The sequence below is a fragment of the Paracoccus sp. S4493 genome (assembly GCF_000967735.1).
Classification (GTDB): Bacteria; Pseudomonadota; Alphaproteobacteria; order Rhodobacterales; family Rhodobacteraceae; genus Paracoccus; species Paracoccus marcusii.
Genome location: NZ_JXYF01000026.1, coordinates 1 through 23721 on the forward strand (window position 1 = coordinate 1; position 23721 = coordinate 23721).

General features: G+C 68.4%; 27 protein-coding genes and 1 pseudogene. 12 read left to right on the forward strand and 16 right to left on the reverse strand.

All coding sequences use genetic code 11. The annotated features are described in order from the left end of the window. From TW83_RS05370 to TW83_RS05425, 12 genes and pseudogenes are all read right to left on the reverse strand, one after another. Positions 1-409 (reverse strand): annotated as a pseudogene (locus tag TW83_RS05370) (urea ABC transporter permease subunit UrtB); the annotation flags it as partial. Between the two features lie 54 nt (positions 410-463). Beyond that, positions 464-1723, reverse strand: coding sequence for an urea ABC transporter substrate-binding protein (gene urtA, locus TW83_RS05375; RefSeq protein WP_198143142.1), 1260 nt, complete (start codon positions 1721-1723; stop codon positions 464-466). Positions 1724-1939: 216 nt separating this feature from the next. Next, on the reverse strand, positions 1940-2563 hold the full coding sequence (ureG, locus tag TW83_RS05380) for an urease accessory protein UreG (RefSeq protein ID WP_045981752.1): 624 nt from the start codon (positions 2561-2563) through the stop codon (positions 1940-1942). Beyond that, positions 2560-3201 carry an urease accessory UreF family protein gene (locus TW83_RS05385; protein ID WP_045981753.1) on the reverse strand — a complete coding sequence of 214 codons (642 nt, stop codon included), beginning with the start codon at positions 3199-3201 and terminating at the stop codon, positions 2560-2562. The genes ureG and TW83_RS05385 overlap by 4 nt, the downstream gene beginning before the upstream one ends. After that, on the reverse strand, positions 3188-3733 hold the full coding sequence (locus TW83_RS05390; RefSeq protein WP_045981754.1) for an urease accessory protein UreE: 546 nt from the start codon (positions 3731-3733) through the stop codon (positions 3188-3190). The genes TW83_RS05385 and TW83_RS05390 overlap by 14 nt, the downstream gene beginning before the upstream one ends. A gap of 16 nt (positions 3734-3749) precedes the next feature. Further along, complete coding sequence (gene ureC / locus TW83_RS05395; RefSeq protein WP_045981755.1) at positions 3750-5435, reverse strand: urease subunit alpha; 1686 nt, start codon at positions 5433-5435, stop codon at positions 3750-3752. Next, positions 5432-5737 (reverse strand): urease subunit beta, encoded by a 306-nt coding sequence (locus tag TW83_RS05400; RefSeq protein WP_045981756.1) that lies wholly within the window; start codon positions 5735-5737, stop codon positions 5432-5434. Before TW83_RS05400 ends, ureC begins: the two co-directional genes overlap by 4 nt. A 1-nt stretch (position 5738) precedes the next feature. Then, positions 5739-6296 carry a HupE/UreJ family protein gene (locus tag TW83_RS05405; protein ID WP_157001359.1) on the reverse strand — a complete coding sequence of 186 codons (558 nt, stop codon included), beginning with the start codon at positions 6294-6296 and terminating at the stop codon, positions 5739-5741. Positions 6297-6304: 8 nt separating this feature from the next. Continuing rightward, on the reverse strand, positions 6305-6619 hold the full coding sequence (locus tag TW83_RS05410) for an urease subunit gamma (RefSeq protein WP_045981758.1): 315 nt from the start codon (positions 6617-6619) through the stop codon (positions 6305-6307). 2 nt (positions 6620-6621) lie between these two features. Next, positions 6622-7437 carry an urease accessory protein UreD gene (locus TW83_RS05415; RefSeq protein WP_045981759.1) on the reverse strand — a complete coding sequence of 272 codons (816 nt, stop codon included), beginning with the start codon at positions 7435-7437 and terminating at the stop codon, positions 6622-6624. Between the two features lie 125 nt (positions 7438-7562). Continuing rightward, a complete protein-coding gene (locus TW83_RS05420; protein WP_045981787.1) occupies positions 7563-8327 on the reverse strand; it encodes a GNAT family N-acetyltransferase in 765 nt (254 codons plus the stop codon). 118 nt (positions 8328-8445) lie between these two features. Beyond that, a complete protein-coding gene (locus TW83_RS05425) occupies positions 8446-9525 on the reverse strand; it encodes an AI-2E family transporter (protein ID WP_045981760.1) in 1080 nt (359 codons plus the stop codon). Between the two features lie 153 nt (positions 9526-9678). Between TW83_RS05425 and ndk the strand changes: the two genes are divergently transcribed. The 4 genes from ndk (at position 9679) to TW83_RS05445 (ending at position 12343) form a co-directional block, all read left to right on the forward strand. Beyond that, positions 9679-10101 carry a nucleoside-diphosphate kinase gene (ndk, locus tag TW83_RS05430; RefSeq protein WP_045981761.1) on the forward strand — a complete coding sequence of 141 codons (423 nt, stop codon included), beginning with the start codon at positions 9679-9681 and terminating at the stop codon, positions 10099-10101. A gap of 110 nt (positions 10102-10211) precedes the next feature. Further along, positions 10212-11138: an ACP S-malonyltransferase gene (fabD, locus tag TW83_RS05435; protein WP_045981762.1), complete on the forward strand. Its 927-nt coding sequence runs from the start codon at positions 10212-10214 to the stop codon at positions 11136-11138. A gap of 63 nt (positions 11139-11201) precedes the next feature. Next, on the forward strand, positions 11202-11939 hold the full coding sequence (gene fabG, locus TW83_RS05440; RefSeq protein WP_045981763.1) for a 3-oxoacyl-ACP reductase FabG: 738 nt from the start codon (positions 11202-11204) through the stop codon (positions 11937-11939). A 170-nt stretch (positions 11940-12109) separates the two neighbouring features. After that, positions 12110-12343 carry an acyl carrier protein gene (locus TW83_RS05445; protein ID WP_042251881.1) on the forward strand — a complete coding sequence of 78 codons (234 nt, stop codon included), beginning with the start codon at positions 12110-12112 and terminating at the stop codon, positions 12341-12343. Positions 12344-12428: 85 nt separating this feature from the next. On the opposite strand, the gene TW83_RS05450 is transcribed toward TW83_RS05445, so the two are convergent. Beyond that, a complete protein-coding gene (locus TW83_RS05450) occupies positions 12429-13247 on the reverse strand; it encodes a sulfotransferase family protein (protein ID WP_045981788.1) in 819 nt (272 codons plus the stop codon). 166 nt (positions 13248-13413) lie between these two features. Here TW83_RS05450 and TW83_RS05455 point away from each other — a divergent pair, with 166 nt between their 5' ends. Together TW83_RS05455 and TW83_RS05460 are read left to right on the forward strand one after the other, a co-directional pair. Continuing rightward, complete coding sequence (locus TW83_RS05455) at positions 13414-14991, forward strand: DUF5928 domain-containing protein (protein WP_045981764.1); 1578 nt, start codon at positions 13414-13416, stop codon at positions 14989-14991. 12 nt (positions 14992-15003) lie between these two features. Next, a complete protein-coding gene (locus tag TW83_RS05460; protein ID WP_045981765.1) occupies positions 15004-15378 on the forward strand; it encodes an HIT domain-containing protein in 375 nt (124 codons plus the stop codon). 1 nt (position 15379) lies between these two features. Here the strand turns inward: TW83_RS05460 and TW83_RS05465 are convergent, their stop codons facing one another. Continuing rightward, a complete protein-coding gene (locus TW83_RS05465; RefSeq protein ID WP_045981766.1) occupies positions 15380-16303 on the reverse strand; it encodes an ABC transporter ATP-binding protein in 924 nt (307 codons plus the stop codon). Between the two features lie 120 nt (positions 16304-16423). On the opposite strand from TW83_RS05465, the gene TW83_RS05470 reads away from it, so the two are divergent. Next, on the forward strand, positions 16424-16639 hold the full coding sequence (locus TW83_RS05470; RefSeq protein WP_232303309.1) for a zinc-finger domain-containing protein: 216 nt from the start codon (positions 16424-16426) through the stop codon (positions 16637-16639). Between the two features lie 56 nt (positions 16640-16695). Here the strand turns inward: TW83_RS05470 and TW83_RS05475 are convergent, their stop codons facing one another. Continuing rightward, positions 16696-16878, reverse strand: a complete 183-nt coding sequence (locus tag TW83_RS05475) for a DUF2256 domain-containing protein (RefSeq protein WP_045981768.1) — start codon at positions 16876-16878, stop codon at positions 16696-16698. A gap of 82 nt (positions 16879-16960) precedes the next feature. Between TW83_RS05475 and polA the strand changes: the two genes are divergently transcribed. The 5 genes from polA (at position 16961) to queE (ending at position 22480) form a co-directional block, all read left to right on the forward strand. Continuing rightward, the gene (polA, locus tag TW83_RS05480; RefSeq protein ID WP_045981769.1) at positions 16961-19759 is read left to right on the forward strand and encodes a DNA polymerase I; all 2799 of its coding nucleotides are present in this window, start codon (positions 16961-16963) and stop codon (positions 19757-19759) included. A 97-nt stretch (positions 19760-19856) separates the two neighbouring features. Next, entirely contained in the window at positions 19857-20627 is a 771-nt protein-coding gene (locus TW83_RS05485; protein ID WP_045981770.1) for a Crp/Fnr family transcriptional regulator, read from the forward strand. 88 nt (positions 20628-20715) lie between these two features. Next, positions 20716-21423, forward strand: coding sequence for a 7-cyano-7-deazaguanine synthase QueC (gene queC, locus TW83_RS05490; protein ID WP_045981771.1), 708 nt, complete (start codon positions 20716-20718; stop codon positions 21421-21423). Then, positions 21423-21776, forward strand: coding sequence for a 6-carboxytetrahydropterin synthase QueD (gene queD, locus TW83_RS05495; RefSeq protein WP_045981772.1), 354 nt, complete (start codon positions 21423-21425; stop codon positions 21774-21776). Before queC ends, queD begins: the two co-directional genes overlap by 1 nt. Beyond that, positions 21773-22480 carry a 7-carboxy-7-deazaguanine synthase QueE gene (gene queE, locus TW83_RS05500; RefSeq protein WP_045981773.1) on the forward strand — a complete coding sequence of 236 codons (708 nt, stop codon included), beginning with the start codon at positions 21773-21775 and terminating at the stop codon, positions 22478-22480. The genes queD and queE overlap by 4 nt, the downstream gene beginning before the upstream one ends. 79 nt (positions 22481-22559) lie before the next feature. Here queE and TW83_RS05505 read toward each other — a convergent pair whose 3' ends face one another. Next, positions 22560-23399, reverse strand: a complete 840-nt coding sequence (locus TW83_RS05505) for a universal stress protein (protein ID WP_045981789.1) — start codon at positions 23397-23399, stop codon at positions 22560-22562. Positions 23400-23721 lie beyond the last annotated feature (322 nt).

A 23721-nucleotide genomic window follows, 5' to 3' on the forward strand; every position in this document is an offset into this window, starting at 1 on the left:
GCGACTGCAGCGCGGCCGCCCGCCGCGCGGGGTCGGGGTCGCTCAGCGCGCCCGCGGCCAGCGCCGCCTCGATCACGCCGCGCACGCCGGAATTGGGGCGCAGCATGCGCGGATCGGCCCCCGCGACCGCATCGCCGGTCACAGCGTCCGTGGCCGTGTCGTCGTCCATGATCAGAACCTGGCCGGTTTCCGTCAGGCCCAGGCTGCGGTCGGCCCAGGCCTGCAGCATCGCCAGCCCCTCGGGGCCGGTCGCCGCGATCTGGTCGACCAGCGGCCCGACCGTCTGGCGCGAGGGGCGTTCGATCTGGTCCAGGTTCGCGTCGATGACGGCCTGCAGGGCCGGGTTGGCCTGGGCCGACCCCGGCAGGATCAGCGCAAGCGCGCAGGCAAGAAGACGATGGCGGATCACGGGGGCTTCCTTCGCACGAAGGGCCGGGCGGCGCGGGGCCGCCCGACCGTCACGTCAGTAGTTCGACTGGACCTGGACGCAGCTGTCCGTTTCCGTGTTGAACATGCCGCAGTCCTTGCCCGGCCAGTCGGCGTCCAGCACCGCCGATTCCGGCAGGAAGTCGGTCCAGGCATCGCCCGGCACGGGGTCGGTCTGGCTGACGATGTCGAACTGGCCGTCCTCGCGGATCTCTCCGATCAGGACGGGCTTGGTGATGTGGTGGTTGGGCAGGACGGTGGCCGTGCCGCCGGTCAGGTTCGGCACTTCGACGCCGACGATCGCGTCAAGAACCGGGTCCACGTCGGTGGTGCCCGCAGCCTCGACCGCAGCGACCCAGGCGTTGAAGCCGATGACGGTGGCCTCCATCGGGTCGTTGGTCACGCGGTCCGCATCGCCGGTGAAGGCCTTCCACTCCTCGATGAAGGCGGTGTTCGCGTCCGATTCGGCGGTCTGGAAATAATTCCAGGCCGCCAGGTGGCCGACCAGGTTGGCGGTATCCAGGCCCGACAGCTCCTCCTCGCCCACGGAAAACGCCATGACCGGGATGTCGTCCGCCGACACGCCCGCCGCCGCCAACTCCTTGTAGAAGCCCACGTTCGCGTCGCCGTTGATGGTGGACACGACGCCGACCTTCTTGCCGCCCGCGCCAAGCGCCACGACATCGGCCACGATCTTGGACCAGTCGGAATGCCCGAAGGGGGTGTAGTTGACGAAGATGTCCTCGGGTGCGGTGCCGTTGTCCTTCAGATAGGCATCCAGGATGTTGTTCGTGGTGCGCGGATAGACATAGTCGGTGCCGAGCAGAGCCCAGCTTTCCACGCCCAGCTCGTCGCGCATGTAGTCGACGGCGGGGATCGCCTGCTGGTTCGGGGCGGCGCCGGTATAGATCACGTTCTTGGACGATTCCTCGCCCTCGTACTGGACGGGATAGAACAGAAGGCCGTTCAGCTCCTCGATCACCGGCAGGACCGACTTGCGGCTGACCGAGGTCCAGCAGCCGAAGATCGCGTCCACGTCGCTGACGGTCAGCAACTCGCGCGCCTTTTCCGCGAACAGCGGCCAGTCGGATGCCGGATCGACGACCACCGCCTCCAGCGGGCGGCCCAGCACGCCGCCCTTGGCGTTCTGCTGTTCGACCAGCATCAGGACCGTGTCCTTCAGCGTGGTCTCCGAGATCGCCATGGTGCCCGACAGCGAATGCAGCACGCCGATCTTGATCGGCTCGCCCTCCTGCGCATGGGCGGCGTGGGCCAGCGTCAGGGCGCTGGTCAGCATCAGGATCTTGGTCAGCTTGGTCATCGTTACCCTTTTCCCCCCGGCGCGTCGGCCGGTGTCCCTGTTGTCCTTGGGAAGGCGCGCGGCCTTCGCATGTGCAGAAAGAGGGGAAAATCGGGCAGTTGGACAGGATTTCAGCAGTCCCTGCGCGCCCCGCGCAGGCAGTGGCGCGGACTTCGGCAGTGGGTGGGGCAAATGCCCGCCCGCCGGGCAAAGTTACGCCGCGCGCGGCGTCAGGCCGCCCTGTTCGACCAGGAAATCGACGATCTGCTGCACGCCGCGGCCGTGACGCAGCTGGGCCATGACCACGGGACGGGGTCCCCGTGCCTCATGTGCATCCTTTTCCAGCAGTGCGGCATCGACGCCGACATGCGGGGCCAGGTCTGTCTTGTTCACCACCAAGAGGTCGGACCGCGCAAGGCCCGGGCCGCGCTTGCGGGGAATGTCCTGCCCCGCGGCCGTGTCGATCACATAGATCGTCAGGTCGGCCAGTTCCGGGCTGAAGGTCGCGGCCAGGTTGTCGCCACCCGATTCGATCAGGATCAGCTCCAGATCCGGGAAGGCCGCGTTCAGATCGGCGATGGCGGCCAGGTTGATGCTGGCATCCTCGCGGATGGCGGTGTGGGGGCAGCCGCCGGTTTCCACGCCGCGGATGCGTTCGACAGGCAGGACCTGGGCGCGCATCAGCGCCTCGGCATCCTCGCGGGTATAGATGTCGTTGGTGATCACCGCCATCGACAGGCGCGGCGCCAGCGCGCGGGCCAGCTGTTCGGTCAGCGTCGTCTTGCCGGCGCCGACGGGACCGCCGATGCCGACGCGGAGAGGGCCATTCAAGCTCATGAGCGGAAGATCCTTGTGGTCATGGTTTCGTGGGCCATCGCGGCGATGTCGGCGCCCCAGGTGGCGCTGGTCAGATCGTCGGGCGTGGCCGTGACGGCGCAGGCGGCGCGTTCCAGGATGCGCGGCTGCACCGCGGCCAGCATCCGCTGTCCCTCGACCGGGCCCAGGGGCAGGAACCGCACCGCCGCGCTGATCAGCGCCGCCGCCTGCGCCTGCAGGAAGGCCGCGATGATCTCTGCCGGAGGCAGGGGCAGGGCGGCGCAGGTGCGGCCCATGGCGACGGGCAGGGCCACGGGCGGCTGCGGCGACCCGGTCAGCGCGGCCATGTTGGCGGCGAAGGCCGCGCCCTGCTCAGTGGTCTCGGCCAGGCGTTGGCTGCTCATGCAGGCCGCGCGGGCCAGGTCGTCCAGGTCGGCGTGGTCGGCATCGTGACGCAGGGCCAGCGACAGCAGCACCGCATCGGACCAGCCCGCGCCGTGATCCAGCCAATCGGCCAGCCATTGCGGCAGCGTCGCGCGCGTTACCCAGCCCGCGTCCATTGCGTATTCCAATCCCTGCGACCAGGCAAAGCCGCCCACCGGAAAGGCGGGCGACAGCAGTTGCGACAGCTGCAGGCGGGCGGCCTCAGGCGTGGTCATGCGCGTGGCTGTGGCTTTCGGCATGCGCATGGCTGTGGCTTTCGGCGTGGGAATGCGTGTGTTCGCCCGCGCCATGGGGGTGGTTCGTTGCGGGGCCGTGGTCATGGCCGAAGGTGCGGCCGTGGCCATAGGCGCCGCCTTCGGGACGGAAGGGCATGTCCTTGCGGCACATGTCCGCGCCCAGCTGCTTCAGCATCGCCTCCAGCACGTGATCCTGGCGGATGACCAGGCGGTCGGCCTCGATCCGGCAGGGGGTGTGGCGGTTGCCGATGTGCCAGGCCAGCCGGGGCAGGTTGCCGCGGATGACCAGCACCGGTTCCGGCGCCGCGCGCACGACGACCTGGCGGCCGTCGGACAGCTCGAACGCGTCGCCGTCGTCCAGGCTGGTGACCTCGGGCAGGTCGACCATGAAGTCGCCCCCCTCGCAGGACAGGCGCTTGCGGCGCAGCAGGCGGCCTTCATAGTCCAGGCTGACCTCTGCGTCGAAGGGCGCGGGGGCGTTGCGGATGATGGAATGTGCGGTTGCGATCATTGTAGGGTCCTCCCTCTCAGAAGAGGAAATAGCGCTGTGCCAGCGGCAGTTCCGTCGCGGGCTCGCAGGTTAACAATTGTCCATCGGCCCGGACCTCGTAGGTCTCGGGATCGACCTCGATTGCGGGCATGGCGTCGTTCATCGCCATGTCGCGCTTGCCGATGTCGCGGGTGTTCTCGACCGCGATCAGGGTCTTGGACAGCGCCTCTCCGGCCCCGGCCTCCAGACCGGCACGCGACAGGAACAGCGCCGAAGCGCGGCGGTTGTGCCCCCACATGGGTCGCGAAAAGATCGGCTGCACCGGGATCGAGCCGTTCGGATCGCCCATCTGCGCCACGCTGATCTGCCCGCCGACCAGCACCATCTCGGGTTTGGCCGCAAAGAAGGCGGGCGACCACAGGACCAGATCGGCGCGCTTGCCCGGGGTGATCGACCCGATATGGGCGCTGACCCCATGCGCGATGGCCGGATTGATCGTGTATTTGGCGATGTATCGCCGGGCGCGGATGTTGTCGTTCTGGCCCTGTTCGTCAGGAAGGCGTCCGCGCTGCTGGCGCATCTTGGACGCGGTCTGCCAGGTGCGGATGATCACCTCTCCGATCCGGCCCATCGCCTGGCTGTCGGATGAGATTACCGAAAACGCGCCCAGATCGTGCAGGATATCCTCGGCCGCGATGGTCTCCTTGCGGATGCGGGATTCGGCAAAGGCCACGTCCTCAGGGACGCGGCGGTCCAGGTGGTGACACACCATCAGCATGTCCAGATGCTCCTCGACCGTGTTGGCGGTATAGGGGCGCGTGGGGTTGGTCGATGACGGCAGCACGTTCGCCATGCCGACCATGCGGATGATGTCGGGGGCATGCCCGCCGCCCGCGCCTTCGGTGTGATAGGCGTGGATGGTGCGCCCACCGATGGCGGCCATCGTGTCCTCGACAAAGCCCGATTCGTTCAGCGTGTCGGTGTGGATCATCACCTGCACGTCCATCGCGTCGGCGACGCTCAGGCAGGTGTCGATGGCCTTGGGCGTGGTGCCCCAATCCTCGTGCAGCTTCAGCGCGCAGGCCCCCGCGCGGATTTGCTCCTCCAGCGGCGCCGCGATCGACGCATTCCCCTTGCCCGCGATGCCGATGTTGACCGGCAGGTCGGCGCAGGCCTCCAGCATGCGGGCGATGTGCCACGGGCCCGGCGTGCAGGTCGTAGCCAGCGTGCCATGCGCGGGCCCGGTGCCGCCACCCAGAAGCGTCGTGACGCCCGAATGCAGCGCGTGGTCCACCTGCTGCGGGCAGATGTAGTGGATGTGGCAGTCGAAGCCGCCGGGGGTCAGGATGCGTCCCTCTCCGGCGATGATCTCGGTCCCGGGGCCGATGATCAGGGTCACGCCGGGTTGCGTGTCGGGGTTGCCGGCCTTGCCGATGCCCGCGATCATGCCGTCGCGGATGCCCACGTCCGCCTTGACGATGCCCTGGTGATCAAAGACCACGACGCCGGTGATGACCGTGTCCATCGCGCCGCCCGCGCGGGTGATCTGGCTTTGGCCCATGCCGTCGCGGACGACCTTGCCGCCGCCGAACTTGACCTCCTCTCCGGGGATGGTCAGGTCGCGCTCGACCTCGATGATGATTTCGGTATCGGCCAGGCGGATGCGGTCGCCGGTGGTGGGACCGTAAAGCGCCGCGTAATCGGCGCGGGACAGCGTCGTCACAGCGCACCCCCGATCTGGCCGCGAAAGCCGTGCACGATGCGGTCGCCCGCATAGCCCACCAACGTGACCTGACGCGACTGGCCCGGCTCGAACCGAACGGCGGTGCCTGCGGGGATGGCCAGGCGCATGCCGCGCGCCGCCGCGCGGTCAAAGTCCAGCGCAGCGTTGGTTTCCGCGAAATGGTAATGGCTGCCGACCTGGATGGGCCGGTCGCCGGTATTGGCGATCATCAGCGTGATCGTCGCGCGTCCGTCGTTCAGCGCGATAGTGCCCTCGGCGGGTAGGATCTCACCCGGAATCATGTCATGCCACCGTCAGCGCCAGGCCCGCCAGCGCGGTGCCGCCACCCAGCACGCGCAGCTCCAGCCCCCGCGACAACAGGCGGCCAAAGGCGATGCCGCCCAGATGCAGCGCCATGGTGGCCAGCGCAAAGCCCGCCGCATAGAGGGGCAGGCCGGTCGCCGGACCCTCAGCCCCATGCGCCCAGCCATGGGCCGCGCCAAACAGCGCGACCATCGGGACCAGCGCCGCCATCGGCAGGCGCGCGGCCATCGCAACCAGCACGCCCAGGATCACGACAGAGGCCAGGATCATCGGCTCGACCACTGGCAAGCCCATGCCGCCCGCGCCCATCGCGCCCCCGGCCAGCATCGCGCCCACGAAGGTCACGGGCAGCGCCCAGACCGCGCGCCCGCCCAGCTGCGCCGCCAGAAGGCCAAGCGCCACCATCGCCAGCAGATGATCGGCCCCGCCGACGGGGTGGACCAGCCCGTGCATGAACTGCGCCTCATCGTGGACATGGCCGGGATGGGCCAGCGCGGACGAGGGCAGCAGGGTGGCGGCAAGCGTCAGGCGTTTCATCAGGGCGTTCATTCTGCGGCCTCGCGGATGGGGTGGTGGACGGTGACCAGCTTGGTCCCGTCGGGAAAGGTCGCCTCGACCTGGACGGATTCGATCATGGCGGGGATGCCGGGCATGCACTGATCGGCGGTGATCACATGCGCGCCCGCCTGCATCAGGTCGGCTACCGTGCGGCCGTCACGCGCGCCCTCGACCACGTAATCGGTGATCAGGGCGATCGCCTCCGGGTGGTTCAGCTTGACGCCACGCGACAGGCGGCCGCGCGCCACCATGGCGGCCACCGAGACCAGCAGTTTCTCGCGTTCGCGGGGGGAAAGGTTCATCGTCAGACCTGCCAGATGCGGGGAAGGGGATCGGGGCGCAAGGCGCGCAGCACTCGGTTGATCTGCCGCCGCAGGGGCCAGCCATCGGTGGCCAGCAGGCGGATGACCAGACGGCCGGGGGGCGCGCTGGCGGCGGCCGTCACGCCGGGCTCGTCCAGAACGGCGCGGGCGGCGGCCAGCCGGTCGGGCGCGTCATCCGCGATCATCGCCAGCGTGGCCAGCGCCGGGGCACCCGCGGTCATGGCCGGGTTCGCCAGCCGCGCAAGCGCGTCGTCGTCCAGCGACAGCGCATCGTGGTGGATCACGCGACCCGCGCGGCGCACCACGCGGCGGTCGCGCAGATGCAGCCGCGTTGGGCGTTCGCCCATGGCCAGGCGGCCCAGGACCAGCATCTCCAGCAGCAGGCAGCCCGCGCCGGGGGCCAGATCGACGGTCGTGTCCCGCTCCAGCCGCGCATCGTCATAAAGGATCGTCTCCTGCGGCAGCCAGTCCAGCCAGCCGCCGGCGCCGACCGTTATTGCGACCGAGGCCCGCGCAGGCGCGCCCGTCGCGCGATAGGCGCGTTCGGCGGTCTGGGTCGTGGCCAGGGCGCGCGTACCCGCCCGCAGGTCCACGCCAAAGGACAGCCCGTCGCCCGATGCCAACCCGCCCGCGGTGTTCAGGAACACGATCTCGGGCAGGCCCGCGGTCATGCGGGGCAGCATCGCCTTGGCCGACCCGCGCTGGGCCAGGTCGATCAGGCCGCGCGGCTCCATGACCACATGCGCCGCCCCGTGGCTGCGCTGCATGCGGATGGATGGGGCACCGGTGTCGAACATGGGGGCAAGGGGCGCCGGACATCGGGCAAGGTCAATCACCGCCCCCGGCCATCCTGCACCCGCCAAGGGCAGATCGCCCGCATGTGCCCACGGTTTGGGCAGCGTGCCCGTTTTCGGGGCGGATGTCAGGCGGGCTGCTGGGCCAGCGCGTGCAGCAGGCGGCGGCGGGCGGGAGGGATGGTGCGGATCTCGACCCCGGTGAAGACATGCATGGTCATCAGCGCCGGATCGACGACGGCATGGTCGCTGACCCAGCCCCCCATTGCCAGATAGCTGCGCAGCAAGGGCGGCATCGTCTCTGCCGCGCGGCGGGGGTCGGGCTGGCGCAGGCGCAGGGCGCGGGCAAAGCGGAACACGGTCGGCGCCTTGACGCGCGGCCACCAGCGGCGTGGCGCCAGGTGGCGGTCCTTGAGCATGGCAAAGGCCTCGGCATGGGTCTCGGGGTCAAGGCCGCTGAAGCTGGAACAGCCGAACAGCATCTCGATCCCGGTCTCCTCGATGAAACGGGTCAGCGCGCCCCAGGCCAGGCGGATCACGTCCGGGTCGTGGCAGTCGGGATGCAGGCAGAACCGCCCCATCTCGACCATCGGACCGTCGAATCGGCCAAGCGCCGCCAGATCATAGAACTGCGCCGAATAGCTGCGCGCGATCTGGGAACCGTCGGCCAGTGGCAGAAATCGGAAGCTGCAGACCAGCCGGTCGTCCCGCAGGTCGTGGATCAGCATGTGGCGGCAGTCGTCGTCCAGGTGGTCCGCGTCCAGTGACTGTCCGTCGTCGGACCGGCCCGTGCGCGCGACGAAGGCCAGCCAGCGCAGCCGCTGTGATTCGCGCAGATCGCCCGGCGTTTCGGCCAGGCGGGCACGATAGCGGCCCTTGCAGAACGGTTGCATCGCGTGACCCCCGGTCAATGTCACCCGCAGCATAGGCCGATCATGTGTCGAAATCACGACCGGGCGTGCATCCGCGCACGTAAAAGTTGCATGCCCTGCCGCGCGATGCGGCAGGGGTTCAGTCCATGCGGTCGCCCAGCACGTCCTCGACATAGATGCGGCGGACAAGATGCATGACCACGATCAGCAGCGGCGTGGCCAGGATCACCGCGACCAGCCCGAACAGCGCACCGACCGCGACGATGGCCAGCACGGTCAGGGCCGGGGGCAGCTGGACCGCGTATTTCTGGATCATCGGCATCAGCACCTCGCCCTCGAAGACCTGGATGACGGTGAACAGCAGCGCGACGTAGATGGCCGTATCCAGCCCCTGCGGCGCCGCCACGACCACCGCGATCGCGCCCGAAAAGAACGGCCCGATGATCGGCACGATGTTGGTCAGGCCCGCGATCACCGCCAGAATGAAGGCCAGCGGCACGTCCAGCAGGTAAAGGCCGATCCCGGCCAGCACCGCGACGATGCCCATGTCCAGCGCCTGGCCCGCCATCCAGCGGCCCAGCTGTTCGCCCAGCTCGTCCATGATCTGCGCCGCCCGCGCGCGGCGGGGCAGGGGCACCAGGCGCAGGGCGCCGCCGCGATACAGGTCCGCCTCCATCGCGATGTAGAGCGACAGGATCAGCAGCAGGAAGGCCGAGGACAGGCTGCCCAGGACCGAATTCAGGCCGCCCAGGACCATGCCGAACACGTCGGGCAGGCGCTGCGCCAGCTGCATGGCGTTGTCCTCTCCGGCGGCGGCCTCTCCGCGCTGGATCACGGTGTCGGCGACGGGCCACGATGACGCCCAGTCCTGGATGGCCTGCCACGAGCCGGGCAGGGCGTCGGCCAGTTGACCGAACTGGTCCCCGACGGACGGTCCGGCCAGCCGCACCAGCAGGGCCAGCACCGCCACCACTCCCAGCAGCACCACCAGCACGCCCAGCTTGACGTTCAGGCCCAGAAGCCGGTTCAGCCCCCGTGCGCCGGCGCGCAGCGCGATGGCGATCAGGATCGCCGCAAAGGACATCAGCAGCAGGTTCGACCAGAACCAGGCCGCCGCCAGCAGCACGGCCAGCGCCAGCGTGGCCACGATGGTGCCGGTGGTCAGGGATCGCCGGGCCGTCGGCGGGGTGGGCGCGGGGGCCGGGGAAAGCTGCGTCATTGGGTCTCCTGCAGGGTGCACCGGGACAAGGCGCCGATGCGGCCGGGGGTTCCGCCCTGCGCGCGCGCCTTGCCGGGGGCGGACAAGCCTGCTAACCGGGCGCGGATTTCCTTTCATGCGGGCCCGGCCCGCGCATCAGACAAGGTGAAGACCATGGCCATCGAACGCACCCTCTCGATCATCAAGCCCGACGCGACCCGCCGCAACCTGACCGGCAAGATCGCCGCCAAGTTCGAGGAGGCCGGCCTGCGCATCGTCGCGTCCAAGCGCATCCACCTGTCGCCCGCCCAGGCCGGCAAGTTCTACGAGGTCCACAAGGACCGTCCCTTCTATGGCGAGCTGGTCGAGTTCATGGCCTCCGAGCCGGTCGTCGTGCAGGTCCTGGAAGGCGAGAACGCCATTGCCAAGAACCGCGAAGTGATGGGCGCCACCAACCCGGCCAACGCCGACGAGGGCACCATCCGCAAGGAATTCGCGCTGTCCATGGGCGAGAACTCGGTCCACGGTTCGGACGCCGCCGACACCGCCAAGGAAGAGATCGCGTTCTTCTTCTCGGGCCTGGAACTGGTCGGCTGATCGGGTCCACCGACCCTGACGTTTGAAAAGGGGCCCCCGGTGGCCCCTTTTTCTTTGCGCCGCCAACGGCTATGCCCGTCTGCAACGCAATGATCACAGGGGGGACCGCCATGCGGGCATTCGTGTTTCCGGGGCAAGGCGCCCAGACCATCGGCATGGGCCGCGAACTGGCCGAGGCCTATCCGGCGGCGCGCGCCGTCTTCGACGAGGTGGACGAGGCCCTGGGCGAGAGCCTGTCCGCGCTGATCTGGGAGGGGGACGCCGACACGCTGACCCTGACGCAGAACGCCCAGCCCGCGCTGATGGCCACGTCGATCGCGGCGTTCCGCGCGATGGAGGCCGAGGGCCTGACCATCGCGAATGCCGATTTCGTCGCGGGCCATTCACTGGGCGAGTATTCGGCGCTGTGCGCGGCCGGGTCGCTGACGCTGGCCGACACCGCGCATCTGCTGCGCCTGCGCGGTCAGGCCATGCAGGAGGCCGTGCCGGTGGGCGTCGGCGCGATGGCCGCGATCCTGGGCCTGGACTTCGAGACCGTCGACCGCATCTGCCGCGAGATCGGGGGCGACGGGGTCGTGCAGGCCGCCAATGACAACGATCCTGCGCAGGTCGTGATCTCGGGGCACAAGGGGGCGGTCGAAGCCGCGGCCGAGGCGATGAAGGCCGCGGGCGCCAAGCGGGCGCTGATGCTGCCGGTGTCCGCGCCGTTCCATTCGGTGCTGATGCAGCCCGCCGCGGCGGTCATGGCCGATGCGCTGGCGGGCGTGGACATCCAGCCCCCCGCTGTGCCCTTGATCGCCAACGTGCGCGCCGAGGCCGTGACCGAGCCCGGCGCCATCCGCCGCCTGCTGGTCGAGCAGGTGACCGGGACCGTGCGCTGGCGCGAGTCGATCGCCACGATGGCCGAGGGCGGCGTCACCGAGTTCTGGGAGATCGGCGCGGGCAAGGCCCTGTCGGGAATGATCAAGCGGATCGCCAAGGACGTGACGGTGCGCAACGTGGGCACTCCTGCCGATGTGGCGGCGCTGAAGGGCTGACCGGCGGACCGGGGCGCCGCCCCGGACCCCGGGGGTATTTGGACAAAGAAGAAGAGGCTTGGGATGTTCGATCTGACGGGAAAGACCGCGCTGGTGACGGGCGCGTCGGGCGGGATCGGCGGCGCGATCGCCGAGGCGCTGCATGGGGCGGGGGCCACGGTGGCGCTGTCCGGGACGCGCGAGGCGCCGCTGCGCGCGCTGGCCGACCGACTGGGCGAGCGGGCGCATGTCGTGACCGCGAACCTGGGCGATGCGGAATCGGTCCTGGCGCTGCCGAAGGCCGCGGCCGAGGCGATGGGGTCGATCGACATCCTAGTCAACAATGCCGGAATCACGCGCGACAACCTGTTCATGCGCATGTCGGACGACGAATGGGCGCAGGTGCTGGACGTGAACCTGACCAGCACCTTCAAGCTGTCGCGCGCGGTGCTGCGCGGCATGATGAAGGCGCGGTGGGGGCGGATCGTCAACATCACCTCGGTCGTGGGGGCCACGGGCAATCCGGGGCAGGGCAACTATGCCGCCGCCAAGGCGGGCGTGGTCGGCATGTCGAAATCGCTGGCCTACGAGGTCGCCAGCCGCGGGATCACGGTGAACTGCGTGGCGCCCGGTTTCATCGAGACGCCGATGACCGAAAAGCTGACCGACGACCAGAAGGGCAAGATCCTGACCCAGATCCCCGCCGGCCGCATGGGCAGCGCCGAGGAGATCGCCGCCGCGGTCCTGTACCTGTCCAGCCCCGAGGCCAGCTATGTCACCGGGGCCACGCTGCACGTCAATGGCGGCATGGCGATGGTCTGACCCGGCGTCCGCGGCCGGGATTGCGCGCACGAAACCGTGCGAAATCGGTTGCATGAGGGTTCATGGGTGCTATATCCCCGCCTTTAGCAGCAGGGGAACCGCCCTGTGCTGAACCGGACCGCGTGTCCGTGCAAAACTTGGGCGGATGCCCGCGAGAATGAGGATATGACATGAGCGATATCGCTGATCGCGTGAAGAAGATCGTGGTCGAGCATCTGGGTGTCGACGAGGACAAGGTGGTCGAATCCGCTTCGTTCATCGACGACCTGGGTGCCGACAGCCTCGACACCGTCGAGCTGGTCATGGCGTTCGAGGAAGAGTTCGGGATCGAGATCCCCGACGATGCCGCCGAAACCATCCAGACCGTCGGCGACGCGGTGACCTTCATCAAGGGCGCGGTCTGATCCACGCTTTTGGCCGCGCCCCGGTGCGGCAGGATTTGCGGCGCCCCCGAAAGGGAGGCGCCGCTTTTCATGGCCGGGTGGGGGATCAGCGGCCGAGCTTGGCGTGCACCTCGTCCAGGTCGACCTCGCCCAGGGGCATCTTGTTGTCCGGATCGTCGAAGTCGTAGCGGAACAGCCGGAAGTCGTCCTTGTAGATCTCCCAGATCAGGTGCCGCGACAGGTCGTCGAAATAATCGCTGACCTTGTGCGCGCGCTTGGGGCCGTGGCCTTCGGATTCGTTGAACCGGGGCACCTGGTCCAGGTCGATCGCGACCTTGGTGTCGGCGGCGGCCAGCACCTTGGCCATGCCCTCGTTGAATGCCTCGGTGAAGAAGATCTGGTCGTAGCGCCCGCCGTTCACGATGAAGGTCGAGATGTGGCCCGACATGGCCGACCAGTGGATGTCTGGCTCCATCGGCTTGCGGAACCGGACGGTGTCGCGCGCGAACAGCAGAAAGCGGCGAAAGCTGGCGATCTGGTCGAATTCGAAGCCGTTGTCGGGGCTGCCCACGTCGATGCCGTAACGTTGCACCAGCTGCGGGACCAGGTTGCCGCGATAGCGGCGGCCGTTGCGCTGGATGCCCGCGATCTTGTCGAAGAACGACGACAGCAGCCGGGCATAGGGGTTGCGCACGCAGGTGAAGGTCACGCCCGAACGCGCCCGGACCGCGCGTTCGATCGGATCGTGGCTGTGGTCCTGGGCCCATTTGTGCAGCCCGTCGGTCGAATCGTGGATGTCCCCGTCGAAGAAGCGGCCGTGGTCGGAATGGAACATGATCTGGCCGATCGTCGAGCAGGCGCATTTCGGCACCACCCGATAGATCAGGCTTTCGCTTTCCGTCATCCAGACACCGGGGAAACCCATCGTGACATCCACTTCGCTTGCGATCAACGGGTCAGAGGCCCTGGCGTCGGGCCGTCCTGCTTGTCCCACCGACAAAAAAGGTTACACATTCAAACCAAAACCCGCAGACATATTCAACGCCTTACGTCAAACTGCACCTATTTGGCCCCGGGGGACCGTCCAGCGCATGGCACGCATCGCCTTCATCCTGCTGATGCACAAGGACCCGCAGGGTGTGATCGATCAGGCGCGGCGTCTGACGGCGACGGGGGATTACGTGTCGATCCATTTCGACAAGCGTGCCCCGCGGGCGATGTTCCAGCAGATCCGCGATGCGCTGGACGACCATCCCCGCGTGACCTTTGCGGCGCGTCGGCGCAGATGCGGATGGGGGGAATGGTCGCTGGTCGCCGCCACCCTGGAGGCTCTGCGCGCGGCCGAGACGGCGTTTCCGCAGGCCACGCATTTCTACATGCTGTCGGGCGACTGCATGCCGATCAAGTCGGCGGAATTCGCGTACAATTATCTGGATGCCGAAGATTGCGACTACATCGAAAGCTTTGACTTCTTCAACAGCGACTGGATCAAGACCGGCCTGCGCAAGGAGCGGCTGATCTATCGCCACTGGTTCAACGAACGCAGCCACAAGGCGCTGTTCTATGCCAGCCTGCAGCTGCAGCAACGGCTTGGGCTGACGCGGCGGGTGCCCGACGACCTGCAGGTGATGATCGGGTCGCAATGGTGGTGCCTGCGCCGCCAGACGGTCGAGGCGATCCTGGATCTGATCCGCGCGCGCCCCGAGATCGTGCGCTTCTTCAGCACCACCTGGATCCCGGACGAGACGTTCTTTCAGACCCTGGTGGCCCATGTCGTGCCGCGCCAGCAGATCCGCACCCGCACGCTGACCTTCCTGATCTTCAGCGATTACGGGATGCCGATCAATTTCCACAACGACCATTACGACCTGCTGCTGCGCCAGGACTACCTGTTCGCCCGCAAGATAAGCCCCGAGGCGCAGGAACTGCGCGCCCGGCTTGGCGCGCTGTGGCAGGCCACGGGGCAGGATTTCACCATCTCGGCCGAGGGGCGGCGGCTGTTCAGCTTTCTGACCGGCCGCGGGCGCATCGGGCGCCGCTTTGCCCCGCGGTTCTGGGAGACGGACGGCAGTCTGGGCGCCGAACGCGTGGTCCAGATCGTGGTGGCCAAGAAATGGCACGTCGCCAAGCGGCTGACGGCGGCCATCCGCGCCGCTACGGACATTCCTGCGGTCGATTACGTGTTCAACGAACAGGACGCGCACCTGCCGGACATGGGCGGCGTGGCATCGACCGTGGACAAGCGCGAGCGTCACCGCCGCGCGCTGGTCAAGCTGATGTTCGAGCAGTTCGGCAGCGACCGGCTGGTGTTCTGCGTCGATCCGTCGGCGGTCAGCCTGATCGCCGATTTCGACGCCGACCGGGCGCAGACGCGGGTGCTGTTCGTGGACAGCCGGTTCGACGACGATTACGTCCGCGGTCATATGGGCAGGGTCGGCCTGGTCAGCCCGGACGCCCCGTCCGACATCGTCCACCGCCTGCTGCCCATCGTGCGCAACGACCTGCAGCACGAGGCGGACCGCCTTAGGGAGGCGGGGTTCCGCCATCTGGCGACCATTTCGGAATCCGCGGGGCCCGATCGCAACGCCGCGGCGCTGGCCGCGTTCCTTGGGGTGCCCGAGCCGCAGGCCCGCGCCCTGGCGGAGACGCCGCATCTTTTTGCCGACTGAAGGAAGACATTCATGGCCTATGACGACAGCAACATCTTTGCCCGCATCCTGCGCGGAGAGATCCCCAACGACACCGTGGCCGAGAATGATCACGCCCTGGCGTTCCGTGACATCGCGCCCAAGGCGCCCAGCCATGTCCTGGTGATCCCCAAGGGCCGCTATGTCGCCTTCGACGATTTCGCGGCCAACGCGTCCGAGGCCGAGATCGCGGGCTTCATGCGGCTGTGCGCCCAGGTCTGCGCGCTGGAGGGGGTGGGCCTGGATCGGGGCAACGGGTTCCGCGCCATCACCAATGCAGGCCATGACGGCGTGCAGGAGGTGCCCCATTTCCACCTGCACATCATGGGCGGGTCGATCATGGGGCCGATGATCGGGGCGCGCGGCTGATCTAGTCGCGGGTCAGTTCGACGAAGACGTCCTCCAGGTCGGGCTGTTCGGCAGCGACGTCCAGGATGGGCACGCCCGCGGCGCGCACCGCGTCCAGGATCTGGTCGGCGCGCAGCCGCGACGGAGGATAGGTGATCGCCAGCCGCCCGTCGGGCCGCGTCTCTGGGCGCGCGCCCGCGGGCAGGGGCGGGTGCGGGACCGCGCCGCCCGTGTCCAGCACCAGCGTCTTGCCGTCAGTGCGCGACAGCAGGTCCTGGGTCGATTGACGCACCACCACCTGGCCGTGGTTGATGATGGCGATCTCGTCGCACATCTGTTCGGCCTCCTCCAGGTAATGGGTGGTCAGGATGATGGTCATGCCCTGTTCGTTCAGGCGGCGGACATTCTTCCACAGCATCTCGCGCAGGGTGATGTCGACGCCCGCGGTGGGTTCGTCCAGGACCAGGATGTGCGGGCGATGGACCAGCGCCTTGGCCAGCAGCAGCCGCCGCTTCATGCCGCCCGACAGGTTCCTGGCATAGGCGTTGGCCTGGTCGGTCAGCCCGACCAGGGCAAGCAGCTCATCGGTCCAGCGTTCGGATTTCGGCACGCCGTAAAGGCCCGCCTGGACCTCCAGGCTGGCGCGGGGGGAAAAGAACGGGTCCATGTTCAGTTCCTGGGGCATGACCCCGATGGCGGCGCGCGACTGGCGCGGGTTCACGTCCTGGTCGAACCCCCAGATGGAAACCTTTCCGGCGGTCTTGTTCACCAGCCCCGCCAGGATGTTGATCATCGTCGACTTGCCCGCGCCGTTGGGGCCCAGAAGGCCGAAGATGCTGCCGGCGCGGATGGTCAGGTCGACACCCTTGAGCGCGTCCTTGGCCGGGGCGTTGCCTTGGGCGGCATAGGTCTTGCGAAGACCGGTGATCTGGATGGCGTCGGGCATGGGATGATCCTTGCAGAGCTTGCGAAGGCAGGCGGCGCTGCGCTAATGGGGTTAGACCAGATGATGCACGCCGCCACAAGAAGGCCAGCCATGACGCAGCACGTGACGCCCGAGACCCCCCTGTCGACCGAAACCGGGCCAGAGGCCACGACCCGCCCCGCCCCCGTGACCGAGGTGGTGACCCGCTGGCGCGTCAGCTGCGACGGCGATGATGCGGCAGGCCTTGGCCATCCGCGCGTCTGGCTGGCGATCAGCCCGGACATGGGGTTTGTCGATTGCGGTTATTGCGACAAGCGCTTCGTGATCGACCGCGATCACGCCCACGACGACCACTGACCCGCCTGGGATCGTCCCGACCCGCGTCGGTTTGCCGCCCCCCATCGAGGGGGCCGTCAAACCGGGGCGGCCTTGCCGCCCGGCGCGTCCCCGCGGGTCTTGCCCTTGCCCCGGCAGCGGTCCGAGCAGTAGCGGACATTGTCCCAATCGCGTTCCCATTTCTTGCGCCACGCGAAGGGCAGGCCGCAGGCCGCGCAGATCTTGGTCGGCAGGTCGGATTTGCGGCGCATCTTGGGCATGACGGTTTCCTGGGGGCATCGCGCTGGAAGATCGGTCCCGGTCGTGGCACAAGGCGGCCCTGACCAGCAAGGATAGGTGATCATGGGCGAGCGTTTCGGCAAGGGCTGTCATCTGCATCTGATCGACGGATCGGCCTTCATCTTCCGCGCCTATCACGCGCTGCCGCCCCTGACGCGCAAGTCGGACGGGCTGCCGGTGGGCGCGGTCGCGGGGTTCTGCAACATGCTGTGGCGCTATGTGCAGACCGATGACGGGCATACCGCGCCGACCCATGCGGCGGTGATCTTCGATCATTCCTCCAAGACCTTCCGCAACGAGATCTATCCCGCCTACAAGGCGCAGCGCCCCGAACCGCCCGAGGACCTGCGCCCGCAATTCCCGCTGACCCGCGACGCGACCCGCGCCTTCAACATCGCCTGCATCGAGACCGAGGGCTATGAGGCCGACGACATCATCGCGGCCATGGCCTGCGCGGCGCGCAATGCCGGCGGCACGGCCACGATCATCAGCAGCGACAAGGACCTGATGCAGCTGATCGGCGATGGCGTCGACATGCTGGACCCGATCAAGAACAAGCTGATCGGCCCCGACGAGGTCTTCGAGAAGTTCGGCGTCGGTCCCGACCGCGTCGTGGACGTGCAGGCGCTGGCGGGCGACGCCGTCGACAACGTGCCGGGCGCGCCGGGCATCGGCATCAAGACCGCGGCCCTCTTGATCCAGGAATACGGCGATCTGGAGACGCTGCTGTCGCGCGCCGAGGAGATCAAGCAGCCCAAGCGCCGCCAAACCCTGATCGAGCATGCAGACCAGATCCGCGTCAGCAAGCGTCTGGTGCAGCTGGATTGCGACACGCCGCTGGACGTGACGCTGGAGTCCCTTGAGGTGAAGGCCCCCGATGCCGACCGCCTGCTGGCCTTCCTGTCCGAGATGGAGTTCCGCACGCTGACGAACCGCGTGGCGGAATCCCTGGGCGCCGAGGCCCCGGCCGTGCAGGCGGCCCCCGCCAGCGAGGCGCCCGCGGCCCCCGATCAACCCGCCATCGACATGGGCCTCTATGAGACCGTGACCACGCCCGAGGCGCTGGACGCCTGGATCGCCGCGATCCGCGAGGCGGGGCAGGTCGCAATCGACACGGAAACCACGAGCCTGGACGAGATGCAGGCCGATCTGGTCGGCATCAGCCTGGCGGTCGCGCCGGGGCGGGCGTGTTACATCCCCCTGGGCCATGTCGCGGGGGGCGACGATCTGTTCGGCCAGTCCGCGCGGGTGGCGGGGCAGCTGGACCCGGCCGCCGTCCTGGCCGCGCTGAAGCCGGTGCTGGAGGATGCCGCGATCCTGAAGATCGGGCAGAACCTGAAATACGACTGGAAGATGCTGGCCCGCCACGGGGTCCGGATGGCCCCGATATCCGACACGATGCTGATGTCCTATGCGCTGAACGCGGGCACGCACAATCACGGCATGGACGAGCTGGCCGAACGCTATCTGGGCCACAAGTGCATCCCCATCAAGGAGCTGATCGGTTCGGGCAAGAGCCAGATCCATTTCGGCCAGGTCGCCATCGACAAGGCCGCGCCCTATGCGGCGGAGGATGCCGACGTGACGCTGCGCCTGTTCCAGCATTTCGCGCCGATGCTGCCGGTGGAGAAGGTCTCGACCGTCTATCACACGCTGGAACGGCCGATGATCCCGGTCCTGGCCCAGATGGAGATGGCGGGCATCCGCATCGACACGGATGTGCTGAAGCGCATGTCGAACGCCTTCGCGCAGAAGATGGCCGGGCTGGAGGATGAGATCCACGGGCTGGCGGGGCAGAGCTTCAACATCGGCAGCCCCAAGCAGCTGGGCGAGATCCTGTTCGACAAGATGGGACTGAGCGGCGGCAAGCAGGGCAAGACCGGGGCGTTTTCCACCAGCGCCGACGTGCTGGAGGATCTGGCCGCCGAAGGCCACGATCTGCCCGCGCGGGTGCTGGACTGGCGCCAGATCAGCAAGCTGAAATCGACCTATACCGACGCGCTGCCCACCTATGTGAATGCCGAGACGGGGCGGGTCCATACCAGCTATTCGATCACCGGGGCGCAGACGGGCCGGCTGTCCTCGACAGAGCCGAACCTGCAGAACATCCCGATCCGGACCGAGGAGGGCCGCCGCATCCGCCAGGCCTTCATCGCGCCCGAGGGGTTCAGGCTGGTCGCGCTGGACTACAGCCAGATCGAGCTGCGGATCCTGGCGCATGTGGCCGACATCCCGGCGCTGAAGCAAGCCTTCCGCGAGGGGATCGACATCCACGCCATGACCGCCAGCCAGATGTTCGGCGTCCCCGTCGAGGGGATGGACCCGATGATCCGCAGGCGGGCCAAGGCGATCAATTTCGGCGTGATCTACGGCATCTCGGGGTTCGGGCTGTCCAGGAACCTGCGCATCCCGCGGGCCGAGGCGCAGAGCTTCATCGACACCTATTTCGAACGCTTCCCCGAGATCCGCGCCTATATGGACAAGACCGTCGCCGACGCGAAGCAGGACGGTTACGTCACCACGCTGTTCGGGCGGCGGATCAACACGCCGGGCATCAACACCTCGGGACCTGCCGCCGGGGGCGCGCGTCGCGCGGCGATCAACGCGCCGATCCAGGGGGCTGCGGCCGACATCATCCGCCGCGCGATGATCCGCATGCCCGACGCGATCCGCGACCTGCCCGCGCGGATGCTGCTGCAGGTGCATGACGAACTGGTCTTCGAGGTGCGCGAGGATGCGGTGGACGACCTGATCGCCCGCGCCCGGACCATCATGGAGGCCGCGCCCGAACCGTCGGTGCGGCTGTCGGTGCCCCTGGTCGTGGATGCGGGGCAGGGAATGAACTGGGCCGAGGCGCACTGACCGCAAGCGTCGCTCCGGCCGGCGCTTCGTGACAGGCGAACGATTCGGTTCGCCTGTCGTTGCGCCGCGCACCCCATGGGCCTATCCTAGGATCACCATGCGCGCCCCCGTTCCGACCCAGGTCCAACCGTCAAGCCCCCTGCAAGGCGGTGCGCGCTGCGGCGACTGCCCCATCCGCTATCGCGCCGTCTGTGCGCAATGCGAGGGCGACGAGCTGGCCCTGCTGGAACGGATGAAGTTCTATCGCAGCTTCGAGGCCGGCCAGCCGATCGTCTGGGAAGGCGACCGGATGGATTTCGTGGCCTCGGTCGTCAGCGGGGTGGCGACGCTGACCCGGACGCTGGAGGACGGGCGCGCCCAGATGGTGGGCCTGCTGCTGCCCAGCGATTTCCTGGGCCGGCCGGGGCGCGACACGGCCGCGTACAACGCCACCGCCGCGACGGGGGTGGTGCTGTGCTGTTTCCGGCGCGGGCCGTTCGACCAGCTGATGCAGCGCATCCCGCATCTGGCACACCGCCTGCTGGAGATGACCCTGGACGAGCTGGACGCGGCGCGCGAATGGATGCTGCTTCTGGGTCGCAAGACGGCACGTGAGAAGATCGCCTCGTTCATCGCCATCATCGCGCGGCGGCAGGCGGCCTCGCAGAAGCGCCGCCCGGCGGGCCGCATCGTGCTGGAGTTGCCTTTGACGCGCGAGGCGATGGCCGCCTATCTGGGCCTGACCATCGAGACGGTCAGCCGCCAGATGACCGCCCTGCGCCGCGACGGCATCATCGAGATCGTGGGAAAGCGCGGCGTCACCCTGACGGATTACGCCCGCCTGATCGCCGAATCGGGCGGGACGGGCGACGACGGGGCGACCGCCTGAGGGCGGTGCTTTTCATCATGTGTTCGCTCTGCTAAGCGGCAGCTTCCCGGTCGCAGCCTACCCGGGTCACAAAAACAAGGGTTCAAACATGCACACTGTACTTGTCTGCTCGGGCGGGCTGGATTCCGTCTCGCTTGCCCATGTCCTTGCGTCCCAGGGGCGCCTGTCGCGCATCGTCAGCTTTGATTACGGCCAGCGCCATCGCAAGGAGCTGGAATTTGCCCGCGCCTGCGCCCTGCGGCTGGGCGTGCCGTTCCACCTGGTCGACCTGTCGGGCCTGGGCGCGGCGCTGTCGGGATCGGCGCTGACCGACGATCTGGCCGTGCCCGACGGCCATTACGCCGAAGAGACGATGCGCGTGACGGTGGTTCCCAACCGCAACGCGATCATGCTGACCGTGGCCTTCGGCATCGCTGCCGCCAATGGCGATGCGGCGGTGGCAGCCGCGGTCCACGGGGGCGATCACTTCATCTATCCCGATTGCCGGCCCGGTTTCACGGACGCCTTCGCCGCCATGCAGCGTGCGGCGTTGGAGGGGTATGCCGATGTCGCGCTGGACGTGCCCTTCGTTCACCGCACCAAGGCCGACATCGTGACCGCGGGCGCGGCCGCGGGCACGCCCTTTGCGCAGACCTGGTCCTGCTACAAGGGCGGGGCGCGCCATTGCGGACGCTGCGGCACCTGCGTGGAGCGGCGCGAGGCGTTCCACCTGGCGGGCGTGGCCGATCCGACCGAATACGACGATGCCGATTTCTGGCAGGCGGCGGTGGCCGCCCATGCCGCGGGGGGCGCGTGATGTTCCGCATCAGCAAGGAGTTCCATTTCAGCGCGTCGCACCGCCTGGACCATCTGGCGCCCGACCATCAATGCGCGCGGCTGCACGGGCACAACTATATCGTCGTGGTCGAATTGGCGGCGCCGGATCTGAATGCCGACGGCTTCGTGCGCGATTACCACGAATTGGCGCCGCTGAAGGCCTATGTCGACGGGACGTTCGACCACCGGCACCTAAACGACGTGCTGGACGTGCCCTCGACCGCCGAGAACCTGGCGCGGCATTTCTTCGACTGGTGCCGGGCACGCTGGCCCGAGACCAGCGCCGTCAAGGTCAGCGAGACGCCCAAGACCTGGGCCGAGTACCGGCCATGAAACCCCTGCGCATCGCGGAAATCTTTGGCCCCACCATCCAGGGGGAGGGCGCCCTGATTGGACAGCCCACGGTCTTTGTCCGGGCAGGGGGGTGCGATTACCGCTGTTCGTGGTGCGATTCGATGCATGCGGTGGACAGCGCCTTTCGCGACACTTGGGCCGCGATGCAGACCGCCGAGGTCTGGGCGCAGGTGCGCGCGCTGTCGGGCGGGCGGCCGCTGACGGTGTCCATTTCCGGCGGCAATCCGGCCATCCAGGACTTTGGGCCGCTGATCGCGACGGGCCGGGCCGAGGGCTACGGCTTCGCGCTGGAGACGCAGGGATCGGTGGCGCGCGACTGGTTCGCGGACCTGACGCTGCTGGTGCTGAGCCCCAAGCCGCCCTCCAGCGGCGAGACGCCCGACCCGGCAGCCTTCGAGGCCTGTCTGGCGGCGGCGCAGGGCACGCGGACGGTGCTGAAGATCGTCGTCTTCGACGATGCCGATTATGCCTGGGCGCGCAATTGGGCGGGGCGGTATCCGGACCTGGACTTGGTCCTGCAGCCGGGGAACCCGGAGGTCGACCCGGACGTGCCCGTCGCGGCGCAGGATGTCGCGGACCGGCTGCTGTGGCTGGTCGACAAGGTGATGGCGGACGGCTGGTTCCGACCCCGTCTGCTGCCGCAGCTGCATGTCCTGTTGTGGGGCAACCGGCGGGGCGTCTGAGTTGCGTCCCGCGACGGCGGGGGGACTGGCCGTCCCCCCGCACCCCCCTGCGCGCATCCCCGCAAGCCGGCGTACGCCTTCAACGCGCCAGGAAGACCGGCACGCGCGCCTGTTCCAGCATGTTGCGCGTCGCACCGCCCAGGATCGCCTCGCGCAGGCGGGAATGGCCATAGGCGCCCATCACCACCATGTCGGCATCGACCTCTATCGCGCGGCGGTTGATCTCGTCGCTGATGCGGGGGGCGGTGCGGGCCAGCACCGCGATCTGGGCATGGACGCCGTGCCGCGTCAGCATCTGCGTCAGCGCCCCCCCCGGATCGGAGCGTTCCGGCCCGCTGCTGCGCGGATCGATGCAGGTCACCTCGACCATCTCGGCGGCGCGCAGCAGTGGCAGGGCGCGGCGGATGGCGGCCAGGGCCTCGGCGGACTGGTTCCAGGCGACCAGGATGCGGCGCGGCGCGGCAACCGGCTCGCAGCCCTGCGGCAGGACCAGGACGGGGCAGGCCCCCTCGAACAGCGCGGCCTCGGTGATCAGTTCGGCGTCGCCGGGCTGGCCCTTGGCATAGGGGCTTGCCAGGATCGCCAGGTCCGAGAACCGCGCCCGCAGGCCCACCAGCGATGCGATGCCCAGGGACTGGGTCACCGCGGCCTCGCAGGACCAGCGCAGGTCGTGGGACGCGGCTATGCGGTCGCGCACCTTGCGGTCCAGCGCATTGGCATCGGTCAGCGCGCTGTCGATCGCCTCCTGCCATCCATAGGACGTGCCGCCGGGAAAGAAGTACCCGGCCTGGCTGTGGTCTATGCCCAGGCAGAGGATATCCAGATGCGCGTCATGCGCCGCGGCAAGCGCCGCGGCATCGTCCAGCTGCGGCACCTGGGACGGGTGGCTGAGGACTGTCAGGATCGTCTTGTAGGCCATGATCGCCTCCTGTTGCGGATAAGCCATCGTAGCGGTGCGGAGCGGGCGGCGCCTTGATCCTGATCAAACCCCGCGCGATGCGCAGCAGCGAAGGGACGCCGTCAATCGTGCCGCGGGGATCCATCAGGGCGCTGGTCACGGCCGCGCGTTGGCCCTGGTAGCGCGCCGGCCCTGGTCGCGGGCGGTGCGGGGCGCAGCGCTGGCAGCAATGAAGGAGCGATGCAGGAGTGCCGCCTTATCACGGATCCTGCCGTTCCGACGACGGTGGCGGCATGGGCACAGACCTGCCGCCTGGTTCATGACCTTGGTCCGGGGCCGTTCC